The following is a 19596-nucleotide window of genomic DNA, read 5'->3' as shown; positions in this document are numbered from 1 at the left end:
ACCATTCGCACCGGAGTTAAACAGCTCAGAAAGGCTATGGGAGTGGATGCGGGAGCATGACTTATCAAACAAAGCATTTTCAGGTTATGAAAATATTGTAGATTGTTGCTGTGAAGCTTGGAATAACCTTTGCAGCGAAGCTGGTCGACTGTTCAGTCTGTGCTCCCGTGATTGGGCAGTTATACAGTAGTTAGAAAATTCAATTGGTATAACCTGATTGGCCAGCTCATAAGCATCGTCTGATGACTCAAGCAGATCGGGGGAACCATCAATAATGATGGAGCTGCCCATTGGCTGATCCATATCAGTAACAGGGAACGTCAGGCGGCTGTCTTCACCCCGGCGGGCCCACAGCTTCATCAGGCCGACATTGAGGTTTGAAGAACTCTTCATAATGTCTTCAAAGGCTTCCTGCATGATTTCCATACGGGAAGGTTCACGACTGTCATCATCACCATTGATGTCCCAGGCCATGGATCCGGAGTTGTCGAGAATAAACAACACGTTTGGCTTAACGCTGCTATCAAGGTTCGGGTTGTGAAGATAGATATCCGTATCATCAGCCCAGGTGACAGTGGCGGACGACAAATAGAAGACACTGGTTAAGGTAACCAGTCCCTTTTTGAGGAGTGAGTAGCCTTTCATAAAACTGCCTTGTTACTGATCCAGTGTTCTGATCTGATAGCCCTGTTCCAGCTCGGTGACGATGTCATACCCATCAATCTGGGCCGTGCTGGTGGTTTCATAAATAAATGTCTGTGGCAAACCTTTGCCGACGCCCAGGCTTCTGCCAGAATCTGATATTTTTTCCCGCAGTGTGGTTTCGGTAACCGCTCTCACCGTGAGGTTGTTTGTACCATTGGTATATACGTAAGGATCAGGCTGAAAGTTACCATTTGACGCCTGTTCAAGAGCAAAGGCACTCTCTTCCAGCAAACGCTGGGTACTTCTGAGTGCGCTGTCGGCAGCCTGAAAGGTCGTATTCTGAAGTTGGTAGGTCATTGAAACCCGTTGTCCCATTGTTGACAGGCGGGTACTGCCAATAGCAACCATGGTGATTAATAGCAGAATGATTAATGAGATAAACAGAATGGCGCCCTGCTGTCTGCCACTTTGCTGACTCCCCCGGATGGTCAAAGTGATTACCCCTGATTACGAAGCTGTATGGTCGTAGTGAAGACTCTTCTTAAGCGTCGGTCGTTGGTTGCTAATGTGGTGTTATTGTTAAGATTCAGGATGTCAAACGTCCGCTGCTCATTGGTGTTGGTGACATTATTGCTGGATGCCACAACCAGGCTGATACGAATATGAGAGGTATTGCCAGGATTGCAGGTGCCATTATCAAAACTTGCCTGGGTGCATCCTGAGGTATAACGAATATTGTTCCCGTCCCTGACACCGTAAAGCACCTGCATGTTTTCGACGCCTTCTACCATCTCTTCTCCATCCCGGAACAGGGCCTGGAGTGGTAAGCCATCGGAACCATTTCTACCAGAGTTCCGAATGTCATAAATAAGGCCAGTGGTTGAACCAAGGTTATGGAGCGTCGGGCAGGTGGTAATGTCTGTGCTGCACTCGGGCGGAACAACATAGTCTTTTAATGAAATAATATTATTCCCCGCTCCAATAGCCGTCATACTGTTTGCAGTGGTTGTTTCACTGGGGTCATCCTTGCACTCATAAAGTGATTCCTGTGGAGAAAATACTGCCAATTGACGGCAGTCTGAAATCAGGAATACGTCATCTGATGAATAACAGATATCTTTGCTAAAAGTTATTTTCCCTGAATTATCAAAAGCGGTAGCGTAAACAGGAGTCAGTGGGCTGGTGGGATTGGTAAAATCGTCTGGCCGCATCAGCTCTTCAGCAGTCAGGATGGCCAGAGTATCGTTGTTGGTGCCAGTACCTTCGACTCCAATAACGGACTGGCTGCTGAAATCTACCAGAGAGCCGGAAGTGATCTCTGCATCAGCAGATACACAACTGCCACGGTATCCCGCCATACGAACATCACGCTTGATCATTTCCATGGCAATGCGGGCGCTGTCCTGTACCTGTGCAAGCGCACTGTCCGATGCGTTGGAGCGAGAACTGTCCACAAACATCCGCATGACACCCAGCATCAGTAATGAACTGAGTGTCAGGGCAATCATCAGCTCAATAAGGCTGATACCTTGTTGAGGACGGGTAAACCGGAGTCTTTCCATGCTAATTACAGCTCAAAGGTCATTTCGTAGGACTGGTCTAACAGGCCATTACCGTAATGGCTCTCACTCCAGCTGATTTCCAGTGTGATTTCATTATCGACCGAGGCAATAGTGGCCGCGCCATTGATATCCTGCAGGCTGGTCTGCCACTGGATGATATCTTCCCGGGCCAGCTCTTCAGGCGAGCAGCCGGTACTGAGGCAGTCTGGGGAAGTAATCGTTTGATCAAGGTTATTTACATAAAAACCGCTTTGATCAGAATTACGGCGCATTCTTTCGGCCAGGTCATAAGCCAGCATGGTTGCCTGGCTCCGAGATAGCGAGCTGCCAGAGGACTGAAGGCTCATGATCTGCAGGCCAGCCATGCCCAATAAGCTGATGCTGAGGATCAGCATGGCGACCAGAACCTCAATCAGAGTGAAGCCTTTTGTTCTTAAATACATTGAGGGGTTCCTCCAACTCTTGCCTGACCTGCGCCGTTTATCCAGATACCTCTGGCAGCGTCGTTGCCTCGCCTGTCACAAAGACTTAACTGAACGCTGTTAGCAAGAGTTCCCCGATTGTTGAATGATATTTGAGCACTTCCCCTGACAGTATTGTTGCCTTCCAGCCCGTCAAACTCCTGCAGGACCGTGGCGCCTTCCAGAACGATAAAACCATTACTCCAGTTACCGTTATTGCCATCACAGGTTTGGCCATTCCCGGAACTGCAGACCGTGATAGTGGTATTGTTGGCAGCGGCTTCACTACGGGCAAACTGAAAGGCAGCAAGAAGTCGATTAGTTTGTGAGGTCAGCCGATTGTCCTGAATACTGCTTTCAAAACTGGGGTAAGCAATGGCGAACAGAATGCCAAGAATGGCAACGGTTATCATTAGCTCAAGCAGGGTAAAACCGTTAGAAAATTGCTTTGTCATTATTTGTTGGTAAGCAGGAATTAACTGGTCAAAGTGAGTCTGGGCGCATTAGGTCATAGTCATGAATTTTCGTCTAATAAATGTCGATCAATGGTAATGAATAGCGATGAACTGCATAGTGCTGGTTAAAAGAACTTCTCTGGTTTTTAAATGGGGCTTTCAGGGAAATGATCACAGTGAACCATTGGTCAAAGGAAAAAAGCCACTAATAGAATAAACGTAACCACTTTATCCTGAGGGTTTAATAATGGAGTGACAGACGTGGTTTTTTTCCACCAGAAAGCTTGCTTGCAGGTTCAGTGTGAGCATCTGCTTCAGGTGGCTGGATTCCACAAACTAATGAGTGAGACTGAGTGCCAGGGATTGGGCAATGAAGTACAAGGTTGGGCATCGTTTCTCAGTAAATCATATTGCCAGCTCTCATACCGCATATGAGAGTCATCGCTATTTCCTGTCTAATCATCCTCCCCAACACTGGTTTTCTCCTTCAAAAGTAATGGGTGTTTCTCTGATTGAGTTGCTGGTTTCCTTATCGGTTGCGGCTATTTTGATCGCAGCTTCTGTTCCCAGTATGAAAGACCTAATTGTAAATAACCGGATCGATAATGTTGCAGATGAACTTTATGGCAGTTTGATGCTGGCCAGGTCCGAGGCTATCAAACGACAACGTACCGTTTCATTGTGCAGTACCGTGGATGACCTGACCTGTGATGAAAGTAACTCTGGCTGGCATCATGGCTGGCTTATTTTTACGGATGAAAGTGATGATGGTCTGCTGAATGACAGTGATCAGTTGATTCGTCGTGTTACAGAGCAGTCAGAGCTCATCTCAATCCTATGGAATCGCGGTTACAGCCTGAGCTTCAATAGTCGTGGACAGACTACACAGGCAGGTACTTTTCAGGTGTGTGATCAGGAAAGTAGCAGTGATTCACAAGCGATTATCATCAGTATGACAGGACGTCTTCGGACGGAGGAGCAGGGAGCATGCAGTTAAGTGATTACTTTTTTGTCCCTGCGTTATCTTTGGCGATTGATAGGAACAGAACAAATACATTCACCACAAAGGCTCAAAGGAACAGAGCTAGGGCTGAAAAGACGCCTGAGAAAAAAAATCGCGGTGTTGGGTTGGTCGAAGTTCTCATCAGTCTATTGGTGATAACGATAGGCATTCTTGGAATGGCCGGAGTGCATAGCAGCAGTCTGCAGTATAACCAGTCATCCTATGTGCAGTCACAGGCTACTTTTCTGGCGACCGATATGCTGGATCGTATTCAGGCCAACAATAGCCTGGCCAGAAGTGGGACGAATTATCAGGTTGGTTTGAATGATCTTGAATACAGCCAGTGCATTGAAAGTGGTTATCCCAATAATTGTGAAACAGGAAGTTGCAGCCCTCAGGAGATGGCGGCCTATGATATTCTTCAATGGAAGTTCCAGCTGACATGTCAGCTTCCAGGAAGTAAGGGCTCAATTACCTACCTGGACAGTAATGGTGTTCGAACCTATATCATTCGCCTCAGTTTCCCGGATATGGGCAATAGGGTACCCCTGAGTGATGTTGTATTAAGGGGGATACTATGAAACAGATTGAGAAAGGATTCTCACTGGTTGAAATGATGATTGCCCTGGCACTTGGACTGGTGCTTTTTACCGGTGTTGGTCATCTGGTGCTGGCATCCAGTCGCTCGTGGGCGTTGCAGGATGAGTTGGCCCGGGTTCAGGAAAGTGCCCGACTGGCCCTGGATATTCTGGGTCAAAGTATCAGTACAGCGGCCTATTCTGGCTGTCCGGCTCAGGCGAACCTGGCCAATTTACTCTATACCGAAACCGATAACCGTCAATGGATGATGCATTTTGATAAAGGGGTTCTGGGAATTCCCTCTGGCAACAGTGTTGAGCAACAACTGGACAGCAATGCGATCTCTGAAGCAATCATTATTCACAGTGTTGATAGCAATCAGGCCGCTCTGGTCAGTGGGCATAATACGGGTACGGCTACAGTCACACTGGGCGAAAGCCATGGCCATGATGAAGGTGATCTTCTGGCACTGATTTCATCGGATTGTGGACAGGTCTCCATTTTCCGGGCAGGTGCTGCAACAACCAATAGTGTTGTAACCCATCCAGCTGCAGCCAGTGGCAGCCTTTACAACTGTATCAGTCAGTTACAGGGTAACTTCAGCTGTCATGGCAGTACGGTTGACTCGAGTAATATCAACCACCAGGGGTCAAGGCTGGCACCCTTACAGTCTTATGCTTTCTATCTAAGGGAAAGTAATAACGTACCGACACTGTACCGGAAGCTTGCGGGTGAATACACCAGTGGTAATAGCATCAATGCAGAAGCGCTGGTTGAAGGTATTGAAGGATTGAACATTCGCTATGGGGTGGACAGTGATAATGACGGTGTTGCCAACCGCTATATGACGGCTGTTGAAATAACACCCTACAGCGATGAGTGGCGGAACATTATTACCGTCAAGCTTGAACTGCTGGTTCGCAGTTTCACTGAAGTGGCTCCGGAAGCCCAGGCCTATTTCTTTGCGGGCCAGCGAGTGCTGCCGAATGATCTCTACGTTCGCCGAAGCTTTATGAAAACGATTAAGCTGAGGAACCGGGGGTTGTGATGGAGATTTTCTTAAACACATCAAGAACCAGACAACATGCCTCTTCTTTGCAAAGAAGAGGTGGGCTGAACCCTGACACATACAAGAGAGGGAGTGTATTGCTGGTTAGTCTGGTGATATTACTGGTAATTACGGTTTCTGGTTTAACCGCTGTAAAAATGGCAACGCTTGAAGAAAAAATGAGCGGTAATTATCAGGATCAGCAGATGGCATTTTATGCCGCAGAGGCTGCGTTAAAAGAGGCTGAAAATTTCATTGCGGATAATGAGCTGGCCTTATCCAGTTTTAACGTGAATTGTGACAATGGATACTGTTTTGCCGGAAGCGATATTAACGATATTGGTAGCTGTGCTCCTGGTATTTCTGAGCCATGGTTAACTGGCACCGTGTGGAGTGATAACGGACGACACAGAGTAACAACAGTCTCAATCAGCGGTATATCGGCTCAGGCCAAATATATTATTGAGTTTCGCTGCTATATTGCCAAAGAAGCTCCCGGGCCTTTGCCTGATCCAGCTAATCGTGGGGATTGGGCTCAGTTCTATCGGATTACTGCTCTGGCTACTGGCGGCTCAGGTGATTCGCGGGTCATGCTTCAATCGTCGTATAAGAAGAGCAGCTGATTGTTGAGTCAGCTGTGAAATATTAACAGGGAAGTGGAGGTGATCATGGATCGATGTACCTCACAACGATTTACTCTCAAGCAAGGCATGTTGCTAGGGCTGCTGTTACTGTTTTCTTTGAGGGCCAGTGCTGAAGCTGTTTCCAGTGATTATGCAGCAACGCCACCTTTAGTCAGTAACACCTCGGAACCACTGGTCATGCTGGTGATGTCCGTTGATCATGAACTCTTCAAAAAAGCATACAGCGATTATACCGACCTGGATTCAGATGGACGGCTGGATACCAGCTATGTGGACAGTTTTGATTATCTGGGTTACTTCGACAGTAACTGGTGCTATCAATACGCTTCCGGGCGTTATTCGCCGGTAGCTGAAGCCACTGGAGATAACCGACATTACTGCACAACGTCTCAAGCTCCCTGGAGCGGTAACTTTTTAAACTGGGCTTCCATGACGCGTATGGATGTTATTCGTACCGTCCTGTTTGGAGGCAAGCGCTCCACCGACACTACCAGTCAGACCATTCTGGAAAGAGCCTATATTCCAAGGGATGTTCATGCGTTTGTTAAGGTTTACCGAAGCAGCGTTTCTGGCATTCCAACAGAAAATTTTACCCCTTATAACAATAGTGATATCAGCCTCTGCAGTGTTGCAGCCAGTGAGAATGGTACTCCGGTCGTGAGAGTGGCTTCAGATACCTGGCCGCGCTGGGCATCAACGGAAGTCAGGCAGTGTCAGTGGAGCTCCAGTGATCCTAACAGCCCGCCATATAGTCAGGTTCTGGCTGAAAACAGCGTTTACGTTGAGAGCTGTGTCAGCGGGAAAGATGATAGTAATGAAAGCCGCTGCAAGTTGTACCCATCTGGTGTGAGTAAACCAACAGGTTTGTTACAGAAGTATGGGGAAAGTGGGGGTATTCGTTTTGGTCTGATCAGTGGTGGTTATGATAACAATATTGCCGGTGGTGTCCTTCGTCAGAATATTACCCTATTGGCGGGTAATGAAGATGCCAGTAACGATGAAGTCATTCTCGCTACTGGTCAGTTCAACAGTAGTGTGAACGGTATTATTCAGCACATTAATACGTTCCGAATTGCCAAATACAGTTTCAGCAGTAGTAAATACCTGGATTGCAGTACCTATGGGATTAAAGTGGATACATTCAAGGGAGGACTTGCCAGATCCCTGAAATCCAGCCGACACTGCAGCAACTGGGGTAACCCGCTTGCAGAGATGTATTTGGAGGCACTGCGCTATTTTTCCGGCGAAGTATCACCTTCGAATCAGTATTACACGGAGGATGATGACTACTTTGTTCCGGGTATTACTGCTGCAAGCTGGGTTTCACCTCAGACTTCTGATAACCCCTGCGCTAACTGCTCGATTATTTTACTTTCTACTGGTTTGAATTCCTTTGATGCTGACCAATTTGGCGCTGCCAACGATGTGACCGGAATTAATGGTTCTGCTGGAGTTGATAGTCTGACTGATGCTGTCGGGGTTATTGAGGCTGCTACGAATCCAGCGGTCAGCTTTCCGGGAACCTATCTCGTCGATAAAAATGGTGGCGACCGACAGTGTGAGGAAGCGGAAATATCCAGACTTTCAGATATTCGTGGGATTTGCCCTGAGCTCCCTCAGCTTGAGGGCGGATACCAGATTGCCGGTTTAGCCTGGCATGGTCGAAAAACGGATCTTAGGGAAGATCTGGATGGTGTTCAGTCGGTTAAGAGCTATGTTATTCAGGTGAGTGAAAATGTCCCTTCATTTTCTCTGGATGTTGGCGGAAAAACAGTCGCTTTTCAGCCTGTCTGTCAGGCTCACAGCAATAGAAGTGAATGTTCGCTGACGGATGTCGTGGTGGACTTCCTGTCAGCGGACTCTAAAAGTGGGCGCTTTCTCTTCACCTGGGAAGATTCTCTTTGGGGAAACGACTATGACTACGACGCCAGCTCAAGTATTGAGTACTGCATAGGAGATGCCTGTTCGCCAGCCATTGGCGAATCTCAGGTTCAGATTTCAGTCCGACAGGAGGCCAAGAATGCTGGAGCTGAAACCTGGTATTCCTACACGGTTACAGGCACTTCACAGGATGGTATCCAGATTCCTTTTGCCGAAGATACCGGCTCTGCAACCACTCAGGGGCAAGGCACGGCTGTTACACGGATCTTTGATGCCGTGGTTGGTAGTGCAGCGATCATATTACCCAAGCCCATATGGTTTGCCGCCAAATATGGAGGTTTTATTGATCTGGACGGTGATGAGACTCCCGGCTTTGACCTTGATGGTGATGGTATTCCAGAGGCGAATGACTACAGGGAGTGGGATAACAGGGATAATGAAACAGGGGCTGTTGGCTCTGATGGTCTTCCTGATAACTTCTTTTTCTCCCGCAACCCATCGCTTCTGGCAGAGCAGCTTGAACAGGTGCTATCCGATATTTCGAGCCGGGTCTCTTCAGCAACCAATGCTGCACTGTTTGCGAACAGTTCTACGGGAACCGGCGCCGTGTATCAGGCGCTGTTTCAACCCAGCCTGGAGGTAGATGGCAAATCCATTAGCTGGGGTGGGTTGCTTCATTCATTATTTATTGACAGCAAAGGTTATATTCGTGAAGACGGTAATGGTAATGCACAGCTTGATGACTATAGCTCGGATAAGGTCGTTGAGCTGTTTTTTGATCCTAATGCTGGACAGACAATGGTTCAGCGATATACCTCCAATGACTTTGGTGTAACGCTATCCGCAGACGGTGCTCTTAAACCGCTTTCGTCACTGGAAACCATCTGGGATGCCAGAGAACAGTTGTCTTTACTCTCCAATCTGACCAGTCAGCGGACCTACAGCGCTCTAGCCTCAGGTGGTAGACATATGCTGACCTGGCTGGATATTAATAACAATCAGCAGGTGGACGATGGAGAGCAACTCCCCTTTATGCCCTCAACCTTTACTGGAAATGAGGAGTATTTGGGTATCTCCGCGAGTGAAGTCGCTACTGTCGTTAATTATGTTCGGGGAGAGGAAGTGGTCGGAACCCGTTCCCGCACCATCGATTTTGATGAAGACGGTATTGATGATGTCTGGCGTCTTGGCGATATCGTTCACTCAACACCCAGACTGGTGGCCGCACCGGACAGTCGTTATGACTCTTATTACAACGACAGCAGCTATCGAACCTTCCACAATCAATACCTCAACCGTCGGCATGTTCTCTACGTTGGGGCCAATGATGGCTTGATTCATGCCTTTAATGGCGGATTCTGGGAAGAGAGCTCCTACAGTTACCAGCGTACAACCAGTAATGGTGAGGTGCAGCATCCGCTGGGTGCTGAGCTCTGGAGCTATGCACCCATGAACCTGTTACCCCATCTTCGCTGGCTCACTGAAACGGATTATCCCCATGTCTATTACATGGATTCAGAACCGCTGGTTTTTGATGCCAATATCTTCTCTGATGACAGTACCCACCCTGGTGGCTGGGGAACGGTCCTGGTGGTGGGTATGAGGCTGGGTGGAGGTGATATTGATGTCACCATAGATAGCGAAACTCGCACCATGCGTTCTGCCTGGGTCGTACTGGATATCACTGATCCGGAGCAGCCACCCGAGTTGCTGGCTGAAATTACGCATGCCGATTTGGGGTTCACAACTTCACGACCCGCCTTGGTTAAAAGACGTGAGGCTGGTGTTAATGCCAATGGAGAGACGGACTGGAGCAATCCATCACAAAATGAATGGTATCTGGTATTTGGCTCCGGACCAGCAGGCAGCAGTAGTGCTGCCTTGAGATCAGCCTTGGAGCAGGGAACGTCGGATCAGAACTTACAGGTTTTTGTTTATGACCTGAGTAATAAGGGATTTGTGCCTGGCTTTGCCCCCCTGGCAACCTCTTATTCTTCGGCTTATGCAGGAGACATGGTTGCGGAAGACTGGGACAGGGATTACAAGGATGATGCCGTTTACTTTGGCACGGTTGAGACCGGGGGAGTCAGTTTGAGCGGGAAGCTGATGAGGCTCAGGCTGACATCGACGCTGGGCAGCTCCAGCCTGAATGTGTTTATGGATGCCGGGCAGCCGATTATGGCGCCCCCCATGACGGTGACCGATGAAAACAGCTTTTGGGTATATTCTGGTACAGGGCGGTTGCTCACTAATAGCGATAATCGTGATACAGCAGCCAACTATTTTTATGGTGTTAAGGAGCCATTAAACAGTACCAGAGAGTTTACCTATGCATCTGTAAGTCAGAGTGACCTGGTCAATGTGGGCGATGTGGCTGTCTTTACCAATGGCGATGTCCTGCAGAAGTCGGGATCCACTTATGAGCCATTTACAGTGGGCTCTCAAACCATCAACAGTTTTGGAACCTTGCAGACGGTGGTGGCTGAACAGGGGGGATGGAAGCGGCCTCTCAATTTTGATGGCTCTGACCCTTCGGGACGAAGTGTGAATAAGCCTGCGCGGCTTTTTTCTCAGATTCTCTTTACTGAATACAGCCCACCAGCAGACAGTTGCTCCATTGATGGTACTAGCTCTCTTTATTCTGTGCATTACTTAACCGGTACTGCGTCGCCCGATGCCGTTTTGGGCAGTGTGCCAGTGGATAATCTGGAAGTTGAGCGTTCACTGGATAAGGTGAGCTTGGGCATTGGTTATGCGTCTTCTCCGGTGGCGCACCAGGGAGAAAATGGAAAGCTGACTGCTGTGACCCAGGGAGCGGGAGGCAGTATTACCTCAACGAATCTTGAGTACAGTTTCAGCTCGGAAGGACGGCAGAGCTGGTGGCAGATTTTCAGAATTCCATGGATTGATTAATATGAATAGAGGCAAACCAATGGCAAAGAGTCATGCAAAGGGCTTTTCATTACCGGAGCTGATTATTGTTGTTGCCATTATTGGCATTCTGGCGGGAATTGTTTACCCATCATATAGCCAGTATATGTATGAAGTTCGACGCAGCGATGCCTGGTCAGGCCTGACGGCTGCCGCTGCGGCTCAGGAGCGCTGGTACTCCATAAATCATACCTATACCGACTCTATTGATAACCTGGGTGGGAGTGGCTCTCCAGAAGGGTATTACTCGATCAGCGTTGAAGCTAATGGTTCTGCATTTACCCTGACGGCGACAGCCATCACTACAGAAGTTCAAGCAAGTGATTCAGGTTGTACAGCACTGACTCTGGATCATTTTGGAATCCAGGCACCTGAGTCGTGTTGGAAATAATACTTTGATCTAAGTTGTTTTTTTTTAATTTTTTTATTGGTTCGCCAATAAATGAATGTTTCTATTGTGGAAAAATATTTTTTTTAAAAAAAAGATGGTTTTCTGTCAGTAGGAGATGTTTGTTAAATACTTATTGATAGTTAATAAATATAAAAAACTATTGCTAGAATTTATCTAAGGGATTGATAAGGGTGTTAGTGATGCCACTTCAGGTCTACAAGGGATTTACATTAATTGAAGTGATGATTGTAATATTCATCATTTCGATTGTTATGTCTATAGCGCTTCCAAGATTGCAAGGGGTATCGAATTCAATAAATTTTGACTCAATTCAGCGTTCCTTGATTTCCAGTTTGTTTTTTGCCAGGGCTGAAGCGATGAAGCAGGGTGGTAATGTAACAGTTTGTCCATCTAATGACAGTGCAACATGTTTGGCCACTTCTAACTCATGGAATGACGGATGGATAATTTTTTTGGATGTTGATGCTAATGGTGTTTTAGATGCAGGAGCTGATCAGCTGATTAAAGTGGTAACAATTCCAAGAGTGGCCAATTTGACATGGACTGGTACAAGAAGTATTACGTTTCGGGGAGAGGGTGATGTTTTGGCAGGTGCTCAGGGAAATCTGAGAATTTGTGATATTAATGGAGATGTAAGCATTGTCAGAGGTATTGCTGTAAATATTTCAGGACGGGTGGCTGAAAATAATGCGGTAACTTGTCCATGACTTTTTTAAAGATTAGCAAGGATCATGGTTTTACATTAATTGAAGTCTTAATTGCAGTATTGATTCTGGCGTCTGGCATGCTTGGTATTTCAGCCATTCAATCAAGGAGTTTGTCTTACGGACAAATTGCTTACTTTAATAATACAGCCAATGCCTTAGGTTATGATATGCTGGATCGAATTAAAGCTAACCGAGTTGTTTCTGTGGATGGGGCAGGTTACACGGTAGCTATAGGGTCTATACCTACTGCTTATCCTAACGACTGTGTCGTTGGAACTTGCACTCCTGCTGAGTTGGCAAGTTATGATGTTAATCAGTGGAAGTTCATTGTTAATCGTCAGTTACCAAATGGCGATGGTTCAATAACATTTACTGATACTCCTGAAGGAAGATCATATACTATTACCATATTTTTTGATGATATTAAGGGAGCTACCTCTTCTAGGAGATCTATTGTTTTGCAGGGGGGAGTGTGAATAGTAATTATCGTAATGGGTTCACTTTGATTGAATTGATAATTTCAATGCTCATTAGTTTGTTTATAATTACGGTGGCTATACGACTCTTTACGTCATCAAGCTTGTCCGATCAGTTAAATTACCAGTTCGGTCTTATGCAGGAATCTGGAAGGATCGCGCTATATTCGATTTCAAATGACATTCGCCAGGCTGGATACACAGGATGTAGTGATGATTTTGATACATCGAATGTAATGAATAACAGGGATGCGTTAGATCGTTGGATTATCACTGAAGAAAAAATTCAGGGTATCAGTCAAGCTGATGTTGTCAGTATGGTTGATGCAAATTCGGCATCAGAAGGAATCATTATATTTAAGTTGTCTCCTGATGTTGTATTCAATGTATCCAATCACGATGTTACTACTGGAAAAGTAACTTTTGATGTAGGTTGGGGGACTGCGGCCGCAGCAAACTTTCCTGTTGGTTTTATCAGGCAGGACTGTCAACAAGTCAGCTTGGTTTATACAACCGCTACTACTGGTAATACTCTTTCTTATACAACAGGTGGTTCAGCACAGTTCAGTAATTGTTCAGTGGCTTTAAGGGGCAACTTTAAATGTTATGATGGCTCTGTTTCTGGAGGAACAATCTCTTTTAATCCTGGTTCAATGAGGCCTCTCGATTCAGTTGTTTATTTTATCAAGCCTGATCCCGCGAATGGAGTGAGTACTTTATATAGAAAATCTCTGGTAGATGCCAATGCTCTTCCTGTTGTTGGCGGGATTGAAAGTATGACAATTTATTACGGTATGGATACCAATGGAAATGGCTCTGTTAATCGATTTATTCGTGCTGGCGACAGAACCTTTCGACACGATGACTGGCAGCAAGTTACGGCAATCAGAGTTCATCTTCTAACCAGAAGCAATAGTGCATTGGCGCCATCTCCAAGAGACTATTTTTTTGATGGTTCGACGGTAACACCAACCGATCGTTTTTTAAGAAGAGAGTATGTGATGACGATTGATGTACGGAACTAAAGGTGCGAAGAATGAATTTGAAGTACGAACAAGGAACCGCACTTGTCTATACAATGATATTTATGACATTGATGATTATGGCTGGGTTAGCATCTGTACAGTTTTCAAGTCTGGAGCAGCGTACTTCTTCTAATTTCAGAACAAAGCAAGCTACTTTTTTTGCTGCTGAAACCATCTTACTTGAGGCAGAGCAGTGCATTCGTGAGAATATGGCCTGTTCAGATGTCTCTCTATTTGATAATAACTGCACCAATGGCCTTTGTTTTAATGGCAGTGATAGAACCAGTACTGTCAGTTGTAGGTCAGGAAATCAGCGTCCATGGGAACTAGCCGCTATTTGGACTGATAATACAAGACATATAACTGCTACGAGTGTAAGTGGGGCTCTGGCAGGTCGCTATATAATTGAGTTTTTGTGTTACGTGCCAAGAAATCCTACAGGTGTAACACCAAGTCCGGCGAATCCAGAGGATTGGTCAAGAATTTATCGGATAACTGCACTGTCTGTTATGGCAAATGATGGTGCAAGAGTAATGTTACAATCAACTTATAAATGGTGAGTATAACTATGGATCGGTTTAGAGATGTCACCTTAATTAAGGTATGCACTTATCTTGGGATAAATTCACCAATGTTTAAGTGTGTTGTTGCAAGTATTTTAGCGTTATTCAGATTCAGAGAGGTTAATTGTTTTAAGAAACAGTTCCTACTGATGTTGTTACTGATGAGTCAGCAGCCGGTATTTGGGAATGTATCAATATATTCTTCAAGCCCCAGTCAGGGGACTACAAACTCTCCTCCCTTGGTTATGCTTTTGATGTCAAATGATCATGAGATGTTTAAAAAGTCTTATTCGGATAATAGTGATATTGATGGTGATGGTGTACTTGATAGACAGTATAATGATGATATAAATTACTTAGGGTATTTTGATAGTGGCTGGTGTTATAAATATTTTGATTCAAAGTTTGAGCCAAGTGCTCCTGCAACAGGCTTGAATTCACATCACTGTACGACCAGTGCTTCTCCATGGAGCGGAAATTTTCTAAATTGGGCAACAATGACAAGGATTGATTTAGTTAGAAGAGTTTTCTTTGGAGGTAAACGTTCCACAGATACATCAACAGATACAATACTTGAAAGAGCCTCACTCTCAACTCAGTTAGATGCATTTGCTAAAGTTTATAATGGCACAGACACAAATAATTACACGCCATACAGCGGCTCAATCACGATATGCAGTTATGGTAGTTCACCCGCCATTCGTGTTGCAAGAGGCTCTTACTTTCGATGGGCTCTGACAGAGGGGATTCAATGTCAGTGGGATAGTGATTTTTCTCCATCAATATCTGATAAGCTGGAAGAGCTAAATTTGAGAGTTAAAGTATGTGTTAATGGGAAGGATACAAGTGATTCAGGAAGATGTAAAAAGTACCCTAATGGGAATTACAAACCAATAGGGCTCTTGCAGCAATATGGTGAAGGTGGGGAAGTATTATTTGGGCTAATGAGTGGTACCATAAATAATAGAAAAAAAGGGGGGGTAGTTAGGCGAAATATAGGAAAATTGTCAGGTAATAAAAATTCAGCCAATGACGAGGTTGATTTAAATTCAGGTATTTATAATCCTTCTGTTAGAGGTATTATTTACCATATGAGTGAATTTTATCTTCAACCTGGCCAAAAAGGATTTGGTAATCCAATAGCGGAGATGTATTTGGATGCTTTAAGGTATTTTTCCGGGGAATCAGCACAAAACACCAATTATAACTCTGATGACAGTTCATATGGACTCTACAAAGAATCATGGTCTTCTCCTATAAATAGTTCAAATAAATGTGCAAGCTGCTCAATTATCATTATTAGCAGTACTCTACCGAGTTTTGATACTGACGATCTAACTCTTATTTCGGATCTTCCAGGTGGTACGAGTATTTCAAGTATTAATAGTCTGACAGATACAATTGGGACACTGGAAGGGCTTAGATTTCCTGGAAAATATTTCTATGGAGGAAGTAATAGTATTTGCGATAGTAAAAACTTGACAAATTTGTCTTCTGCTATCGGTATTTGTCCATCAGCTCCCCGGCAGCAAGGGGGATATAAGGGTGCAGGGCTTTCATATTATGCAGTCAATAATGATGTTAATAGTATTATTGACGGAGATCAAAAAATCAGAACTTATATCGTTCAGATTGAAAACCCCACGCCAGAACTTTCTGTCACCGTCAATGGTAATGTTGTAAGTTTTTCACCTGTTTCAGATGTGGTGCACTACAAGTCTATGACAGTGGAAAGCCTTTCTTCAGATGGTAAAAGCGGAAAGTTTTATTTTGTCTGGGAAGATTGCGAAGAAATTGGTTGTGATAATGATTTTGATGCTTCATCCAGTATTGAGTTTTGCATTTTAGATGGTTGCACCCCTGCAATCTCTAGTTCTGAAATCAAGATCACATCACGGTTTGAGGCAAAATTTACCACATCTAGTCCAGGGTTCTCCTATACAATTAGTGGAACCACTGAAGATGGTATCTATGGGATATATGCTAAAGGTCCTGGTGGAGGGTTAAAGCAAGGCCAGGGAACACCCATCTCTAAAATATATACTGTAAGTTCTGGCAGCACATCAGCGTTTTTACCATCTCCTTTACAATTAATGGCTAAATATGGAGGCTTTACTGACTTAGACAGCGATGGTACACCTAACCATGATGCTGACAGGGACGGTACGCCAGATGACTCAAGGGAGTGGGATAACAAAAATAATCTCACGGGCTCCCTCGGTGCCGATGGTATTCCGGACAATTACTTTTTTTCAAATAACCCAGCTCTGCTTGAGGAACAGCTTTCAAGGATTTTAAAGGACATTGTCAGCAGGATCTCTGCAGCCTCAAATGTTGCCTTGGTCTCCAACAGCGCAAGTGGTGTGGGTACTGCTGTCCAGGCGCTGTTCAGACCCAAGGTGAAAGAAATTGGGTGGGTAGGGCTTTTAAACAGCTTGTTTATTGACGCATCAGGAAACCTTCGTGAAGACACGAATGGCAATGATGCGCTTGATGATTTCAGTACTGACTTTGCCGTTAATCTCTTCTTTGACGCCTCAGTCAACCAGACTCTTGTGCAAAGGTACTCATCAACAGATGGTGGAAAAACGCTGGTGCCTCAGGGAAGTACGGTCAGTCTGGATGATTTAAAGCCAGTATGGAGCGCTCATGAAGAGCTGATGGATTTGACAAATGTACTAGGGCAGAGAACATATTCAGATCCATCAAATATGGGCAGGTACATGTTTACATGGATCGATAGCAATAATGATGGTGTTGTTGGAGCGAGTGAAGAACAGCCGCTGATTACCTCGACATTTGGTGGTGGTAATGAGGGTTTTCTGGGAGTTTCTTCAGGTACCGTTGATCCATTAATAAAATATATCCGTGGTGAGGATCAACCCGGATATCGCTCACGCTCTGTTGATTATGACAATGATGGGAGTCTGGATGTATGGCGGTTAGGCGATATCATTCATTCAAACCCATTATCGGTTTCAAAGCCGTCAGGCTTTTATGGAGATGGACGATCCTTCAATCCTAATGACGCAACCTTTTTAGAGTTCATTGAGCACTACAAAAATCGGAGACAGGTTATTTATGTTGGAGGTAATGATGGCCTTATTCATGCGTTTAATGCTGGGTTCTGGGATGAAACCAATCAGCTTTTTGCTTTAAGTAAAAGCTCAGAGACCAGTCATCGTTTAGGTGGAGAGATATGGGCTTATGCTCCAATGAACCTTCTGCCTCACTTGCAATGGTTAACTGACCCGTCTTACCCCCATGTTTATTATATGGATGGTCAGCCACTTATTTTTGATGCGAATATTTTTCCAGACGATGCGGATCATCCTAAGGGGTGGGGAACGGTATTGGTAATGGGTATGGGGCTTGGTGGTGGGCCAATAGACGTATCCATCGGGGGAAGTACGGTAACCCGACGTTCTGCGTATGTTGTGATGGATATTACCAACCCTGAAAAACCACCCAAAGTTTTAGCCGAAATTACCCATCCTGATATGGGCTTTACCACCATGAGACCAGAGCTTATCCAGAGGAGGCTTCCTGATAGCTCTGGAGATTACAGCCGCCCACAAACCAATGAATGGTATTTGGTGTTTGGTTCTGGGCCTAGAGGAAGTGGTTCAACTGGAATTAGAAATGCTCTCGATAATGCCACCAGTGATCAGAGCCTGAAAGTGTTTGTTTATAACCTGAAGACTAATCAGTTTTTAAGCGGCTTTAATCCTTATGATACTGGCTTGGCAAACTCTTATTCTGGTGACATGTCTGTAGTTGACTGGGATAATAACAATTATGATGATGCAGTCTATTTTGGCAGTGTACAAACGTCGACGCTCAGTGGACAGTTGATGAGAATTAACATTGAAGATCCATCACCGAATAATTGGACGGTTAATACCTTTCTTGATATTGGCAGGCCAATTACTTCAAAGCCCCTGGCAATCACAAATAATGATAATGAGCGTTGGGTTTTTTCTGGAACAGGGCGTGAGCTGATAAGAAGTGATAGTCTGGATGCATCCCAGGAGTATTTCTTTGGCGTTAAAGAACCCCAAAATTCATCTGGGTTTACTTTTGGGCAAGTGTTGAAAAGTGACTTGATTGATACCTCGGATATTGAGGTCCTTGCAAATGGAGACTTTTCATCAATATTTACCATACGCCCTGGTGTAACCGTAGATAACTTTACTGCCTTAAGGAATGGAATTAAGAATGAAGCTGGTTGGATTAATTTATTTGAACATGATGGAAGTAATCCAAGTAATAAAAGCCTTAGTTCTCCAGTCAGTACATTCGCCCTACTGCTCTTTACGGAATATCAACCTCCTGCCGATCAATGTCAGGTTGATGGAAGTAGCTTTCTAAGAGCCCAGCATTATCAGACAGGAACTGCTATTCCTGCAAATATTCAGAGGGTGTTAACAGTAGGAACTATTACAGATTCAAGTATATCAGTGAAAAGAGTTGCTTTAGGTGCTGGTAAGGCTCCAGCCCCTATAATTCATCAATCTGGTGATGGACAAACCAGTGTTATTATTCAGGGGGAAGCCGGTAACATCTCTAATACGAGTTTAGAGTACAGTATTTCTGATCCAGGCCGTCAATCTTGGAGACAAATTCATAATATTCCACGGTGATGACATGGGGAAAATAGATAAGGGTTTTACCTTGATTGAGCTTATTATTGTTGTTGCAATTATTGCTGTCCTATCAGCAATTGCAGTGCCTGCATACCAATCATATGTGCAAGATAGCAGACGGTCAGATGCTTATGTAGCGCTTACCGCCGCGGCAGCCGAACAGGAAAGGTTTTATATATACGATAATAGGTATAGTACCGATATTAATGATTTGGGAGGACGTGCATCTCCAGAGGGACATTATGCAATTACACTGGCGGCGACAGACAGTACATTTACGTTGACGGCAACAGCAAGAAATACAAGTACTCAGTTTCTGGATACGAATTGCAGAACATTAACATTAGATAATGTTGGTAGACGAGGTAGTACAAACTCAAACGGGGCAACTTCTACGGGGTGTTGGTAACTTTATTTTATTGATTTTAATACAATAGTCCGGACAGTTTTCCGAAATAGGCAACCATGAGAGGAATCAACCAGAGTAGAGAATCCTAATAATCTATCTGTTGATACCTCCTCTCATGGAAATCATAGTTAAGTCTGCTCTGGACAGTA

General features: G+C 45.0%; 17 protein-coding genes. 12 read left to right on the top strand and 5 right to left on the bottom strand.

Annotation, left to right across the window (positions count from 1 at the left end; genetic code table 11):
• Positions 1-84: 84 nt before the first annotated feature.
• Genes AK963_RS14830 through AK963_RS14810 form a run of 5 tightly spaced genes read right to left on the bottom strand, consistent with a single transcriptional unit; the run spans position 85 to position 3123 of the window.
• The gene (locus AK963_RS14830) at positions 85-645 is read right to left on the bottom strand and encodes a vWA domain-containing protein (RefSeq protein ID WP_066016227.1); all 561 of its coding nucleotides are present in this window, start codon (positions 643-645) and stop codon (positions 85-87) included.
• 12 nt (positions 646-657) lie between these two features.
• The gene (locus tag AK963_RS14825) at positions 658-1137 is read right to left on the bottom strand and encodes a PilX N-terminal domain-containing pilus assembly protein (RefSeq protein WP_066016226.1); all 480 of its coding nucleotides are present in this window, start codon (positions 1135-1137) and stop codon (positions 658-660) included.
• Positions 1138-1142: 5 nt separating this feature from the next.
• Positions 1143-2207 (bottom strand): PilW family protein, encoded by a 1065-nt coding sequence (locus AK963_RS14820; RefSeq protein ID WP_066016225.1) that lies wholly within the window; start codon positions 2205-2207, stop codon positions 1143-1145.
• A gap of 5 nt (positions 2208-2212) precedes the next feature.
• Complete coding sequence (pilV, locus tag AK963_RS14815; protein ID WP_066016224.1) at positions 2213-2650, bottom strand: type IV pilus modification protein PilV; 438 nt, start codon at positions 2648-2650, stop codon at positions 2213-2215.
• Entirely contained in the window at positions 2641-3123 is a 483-nt protein-coding gene (locus tag AK963_RS14810; RefSeq protein ID WP_083232673.1) for a GspH/FimT family pseudopilin, read from the bottom strand. The genes pilV (AK963_RS14815) and AK963_RS14810 overlap by 10 nt, the downstream gene beginning before the upstream one ends.
• 370 nt (positions 3124-3493) lie before the next feature.
• On the opposite strand from AK963_RS14810, the gene AK963_RS14805 reads away from it, so the two are divergent.
• From AK963_RS14805 to AK963_RS14750, 12 genes are all read left to right on the top strand, one after another.
• Positions 3494-4120 (top strand): GspH/FimT family pseudopilin, encoded by a 627-nt coding sequence (locus tag AK963_RS14805; RefSeq protein WP_066016223.1) that lies wholly within the window; start codon positions 3494-3496, stop codon positions 4118-4120.
• Entirely contained in the window at positions 4111-4707 is a 597-nt protein-coding gene (gene pilV / locus AK963_RS14800; protein ID WP_066016222.1) for a type IV pilus modification protein PilV, read from the top strand. The genes AK963_RS14805 and pilV (AK963_RS14800) overlap by 10 nt, the downstream gene beginning before the upstream one ends.
• Complete coding sequence (locus AK963_RS14795; RefSeq protein WP_066016221.1) at positions 4704-5753, top strand: PilW family protein; 1050 nt, start codon at positions 4704-4706, stop codon at positions 5751-5753. Before pilV (AK963_RS14800) ends, AK963_RS14795 begins: the two co-directional genes overlap by 4 nt.
• Positions 5753-6376: a pilus assembly PilX family protein gene (locus AK963_RS14790; RefSeq protein WP_066016220.1), complete on the top strand. Its 624-nt coding sequence runs from the start codon at positions 5753-5755 to the stop codon at positions 6374-6376. The genes AK963_RS14795 and AK963_RS14790 overlap by 1 nt, the downstream gene beginning before the upstream one ends.
• A gap of 45 nt (positions 6377-6421) precedes the next feature.
• On the top strand, positions 6422-11191 hold the full coding sequence (locus AK963_RS14785) for a pilus assembly protein (protein ID WP_083232671.1): 4770 nt from the start codon (positions 6422-6424) through the stop codon (positions 11189-11191).
• Position 11192: 1 nt separating this feature from the next.
• Positions 11193-11600 carry a type IV pilin protein gene (locus tag AK963_RS14780; RefSeq protein ID WP_083232670.1) on the top strand — a complete coding sequence of 136 codons (408 nt, stop codon included), beginning with the start codon at positions 11193-11195 and terminating at the stop codon, positions 11598-11600.
• A gap of 200 nt (positions 11601-11800) precedes the next feature.
• Entirely contained in the window at positions 11801-12328 is a 528-nt protein-coding gene (locus tag AK963_RS14775; protein ID WP_066016218.1) for a GspH/FimT family pseudopilin, read from the top strand.
• Positions 12325-12804, top strand: a complete 480-nt coding sequence (gene pilV, locus AK963_RS14770) for a type IV pilus modification protein PilV (protein WP_083232669.1) — start codon at positions 12325-12327, stop codon at positions 12802-12804. Before AK963_RS14775 ends, pilV (AK963_RS14770) begins: the two co-directional genes overlap by 4 nt.
• On the top strand, positions 12801-13829 hold the full coding sequence (locus AK963_RS14765; RefSeq protein WP_083232668.1) for a PilW family protein: 1029 nt from the start codon (positions 12801-12803) through the stop codon (positions 13827-13829). Before pilV (AK963_RS14770) ends, AK963_RS14765 begins: the two co-directional genes overlap by 4 nt.
• A gap of 11 nt (positions 13830-13840) precedes the next feature.
• Positions 13841-14389, top strand: a complete 549-nt coding sequence (locus AK963_RS14760; RefSeq protein WP_066016216.1) for a pilus assembly PilX family protein — start codon at positions 13841-13843, stop codon at positions 14387-14389.
• 164 nt (positions 14390-14553) lie between these two features.
• Positions 14554-19035 (top strand): pilus assembly protein, encoded by a 4482-nt coding sequence (locus tag AK963_RS14755; RefSeq protein ID WP_175404529.1) that lies wholly within the window; start codon positions 14554-14556, stop codon positions 19033-19035.
• 4 nt (positions 19036-19039) lie between these two features.
• The gene (locus tag AK963_RS14750; RefSeq protein ID WP_066016214.1) at positions 19040-19447 is read left to right on the top strand and encodes a type IV pilin protein; all 408 of its coding nucleotides are present in this window, start codon (positions 19040-19042) and stop codon (positions 19445-19447) included.
• Positions 19448-19596: the final 149 nt, after the last annotated feature.

It is taken from the genome of Endozoicomonas atrinae, assembly GCF_001647025.1.
Taxonomy (GTDB): domain Bacteria; phylum Pseudomonadota; class Gammaproteobacteria; order Pseudomonadales; family Endozoicomonadaceae; genus Endozoicomonas; species Endozoicomonas atrinae.
The sequence above is the reverse complement of the archived record's forward strand: the minus strand, read 5'-3'. Positions and strand labels throughout refer to the sequence as shown.

Excerpts from the sequence above, each read along its gene's own strand:
- AK963_RS14790 (WP_066016220.1), top strand. The coding sequence starts at position 5,753 with ATGGAGATTTTCTTAAACACATCAAGAACCAGACAACATGCCTCTTCT.
- AK963_RS14755 (WP_175404529.1), top strand. The coding sequence starts at position 14,554 with ATGAGTCAGCAGCCGGTATTTGGGAATGTATCAATATATTCTTCAAGC.
- pilV (WP_066016222.1), top strand. The coding sequence starts at position 4,111 with ATGCAGTTAAGTGATTACTTTTTTGTCCCTGCGTTATCTTTGGCGATT.
- AK963_RS14805 (WP_066016223.1), top strand. The coding sequence starts at position 3,494 with ATGAAGTACAAGGTTGGGCATCGTTTCTCAGTAAATCATATTGCCAGC.
- AK963_RS14760 (WP_066016216.1), top strand. The coding sequence starts at position 13,841 with ATGAATTTGAAGTACGAACAAGGAACCGCACTTGTCTATACAATGATA.
- AK963_RS14795 (WP_066016221.1), top strand. The coding sequence starts at position 4,704 with ATGAAACAGATTGAGAAAGGATTCTCACTGGTTGAAATGATGATTGCC.
- AK963_RS14785 (WP_083232671.1), top strand. The coding sequence starts at position 6,422 with ATGGATCGATGTACCTCACAACGATTTACTCTCAAGCAAGGCATGTTG.
- pilV (WP_066016224.1), bottom strand. The coding sequence starts at position 2,650 with ATGTATTTAAGAACAAAAGGCTTCACTCTGATTGAGGTTCTGGTCGCC.
- AK963_RS14775 (WP_066016218.1), top strand. The coding sequence starts at position 11,801 with ATGCCACTTCAGGTCTACAAGGGATTTACATTAATTGAAGTGATGATT.
- AK963_RS14750 (WP_066016214.1), top strand. The coding sequence starts at position 19,040 with ATGGGGAAAATAGATAAGGGTTTTACCTTGATTGAGCTTATTATTGTT.
- AK963_RS14810 (WP_083232673.1), bottom strand. The coding sequence starts at position 3,123 with ATGACAAAGCAATTTTCTAACGGTTTTACCCTGCTTGAGCTAATGATA.
- AK963_RS14830 (WP_066016227.1), bottom strand. The coding sequence starts at position 645 with ATGAAAGGCTACTCACTCCTCAAAAAGGGACTGGTTACCTTAACCAGT.
- AK963_RS14780 (WP_083232670.1), top strand. The coding sequence starts at position 11,193 with ATGAATAGAGGCAAACCAATGGCAAAGAGTCATGCAAAGGGCTTTTCA.
- AK963_RS14820 (WP_066016225.1), bottom strand. The coding sequence starts at position 2,207 with ATGGAAAGACTCCGGTTTACCCGTCCTCAACAAGGTATCAGCCTTATT.
- pilV (WP_083232669.1), top strand. The coding sequence starts at position 12,325 with ATGACTTTTTTAAAGATTAGCAAGGATCATGGTTTTACATTAATTGAA.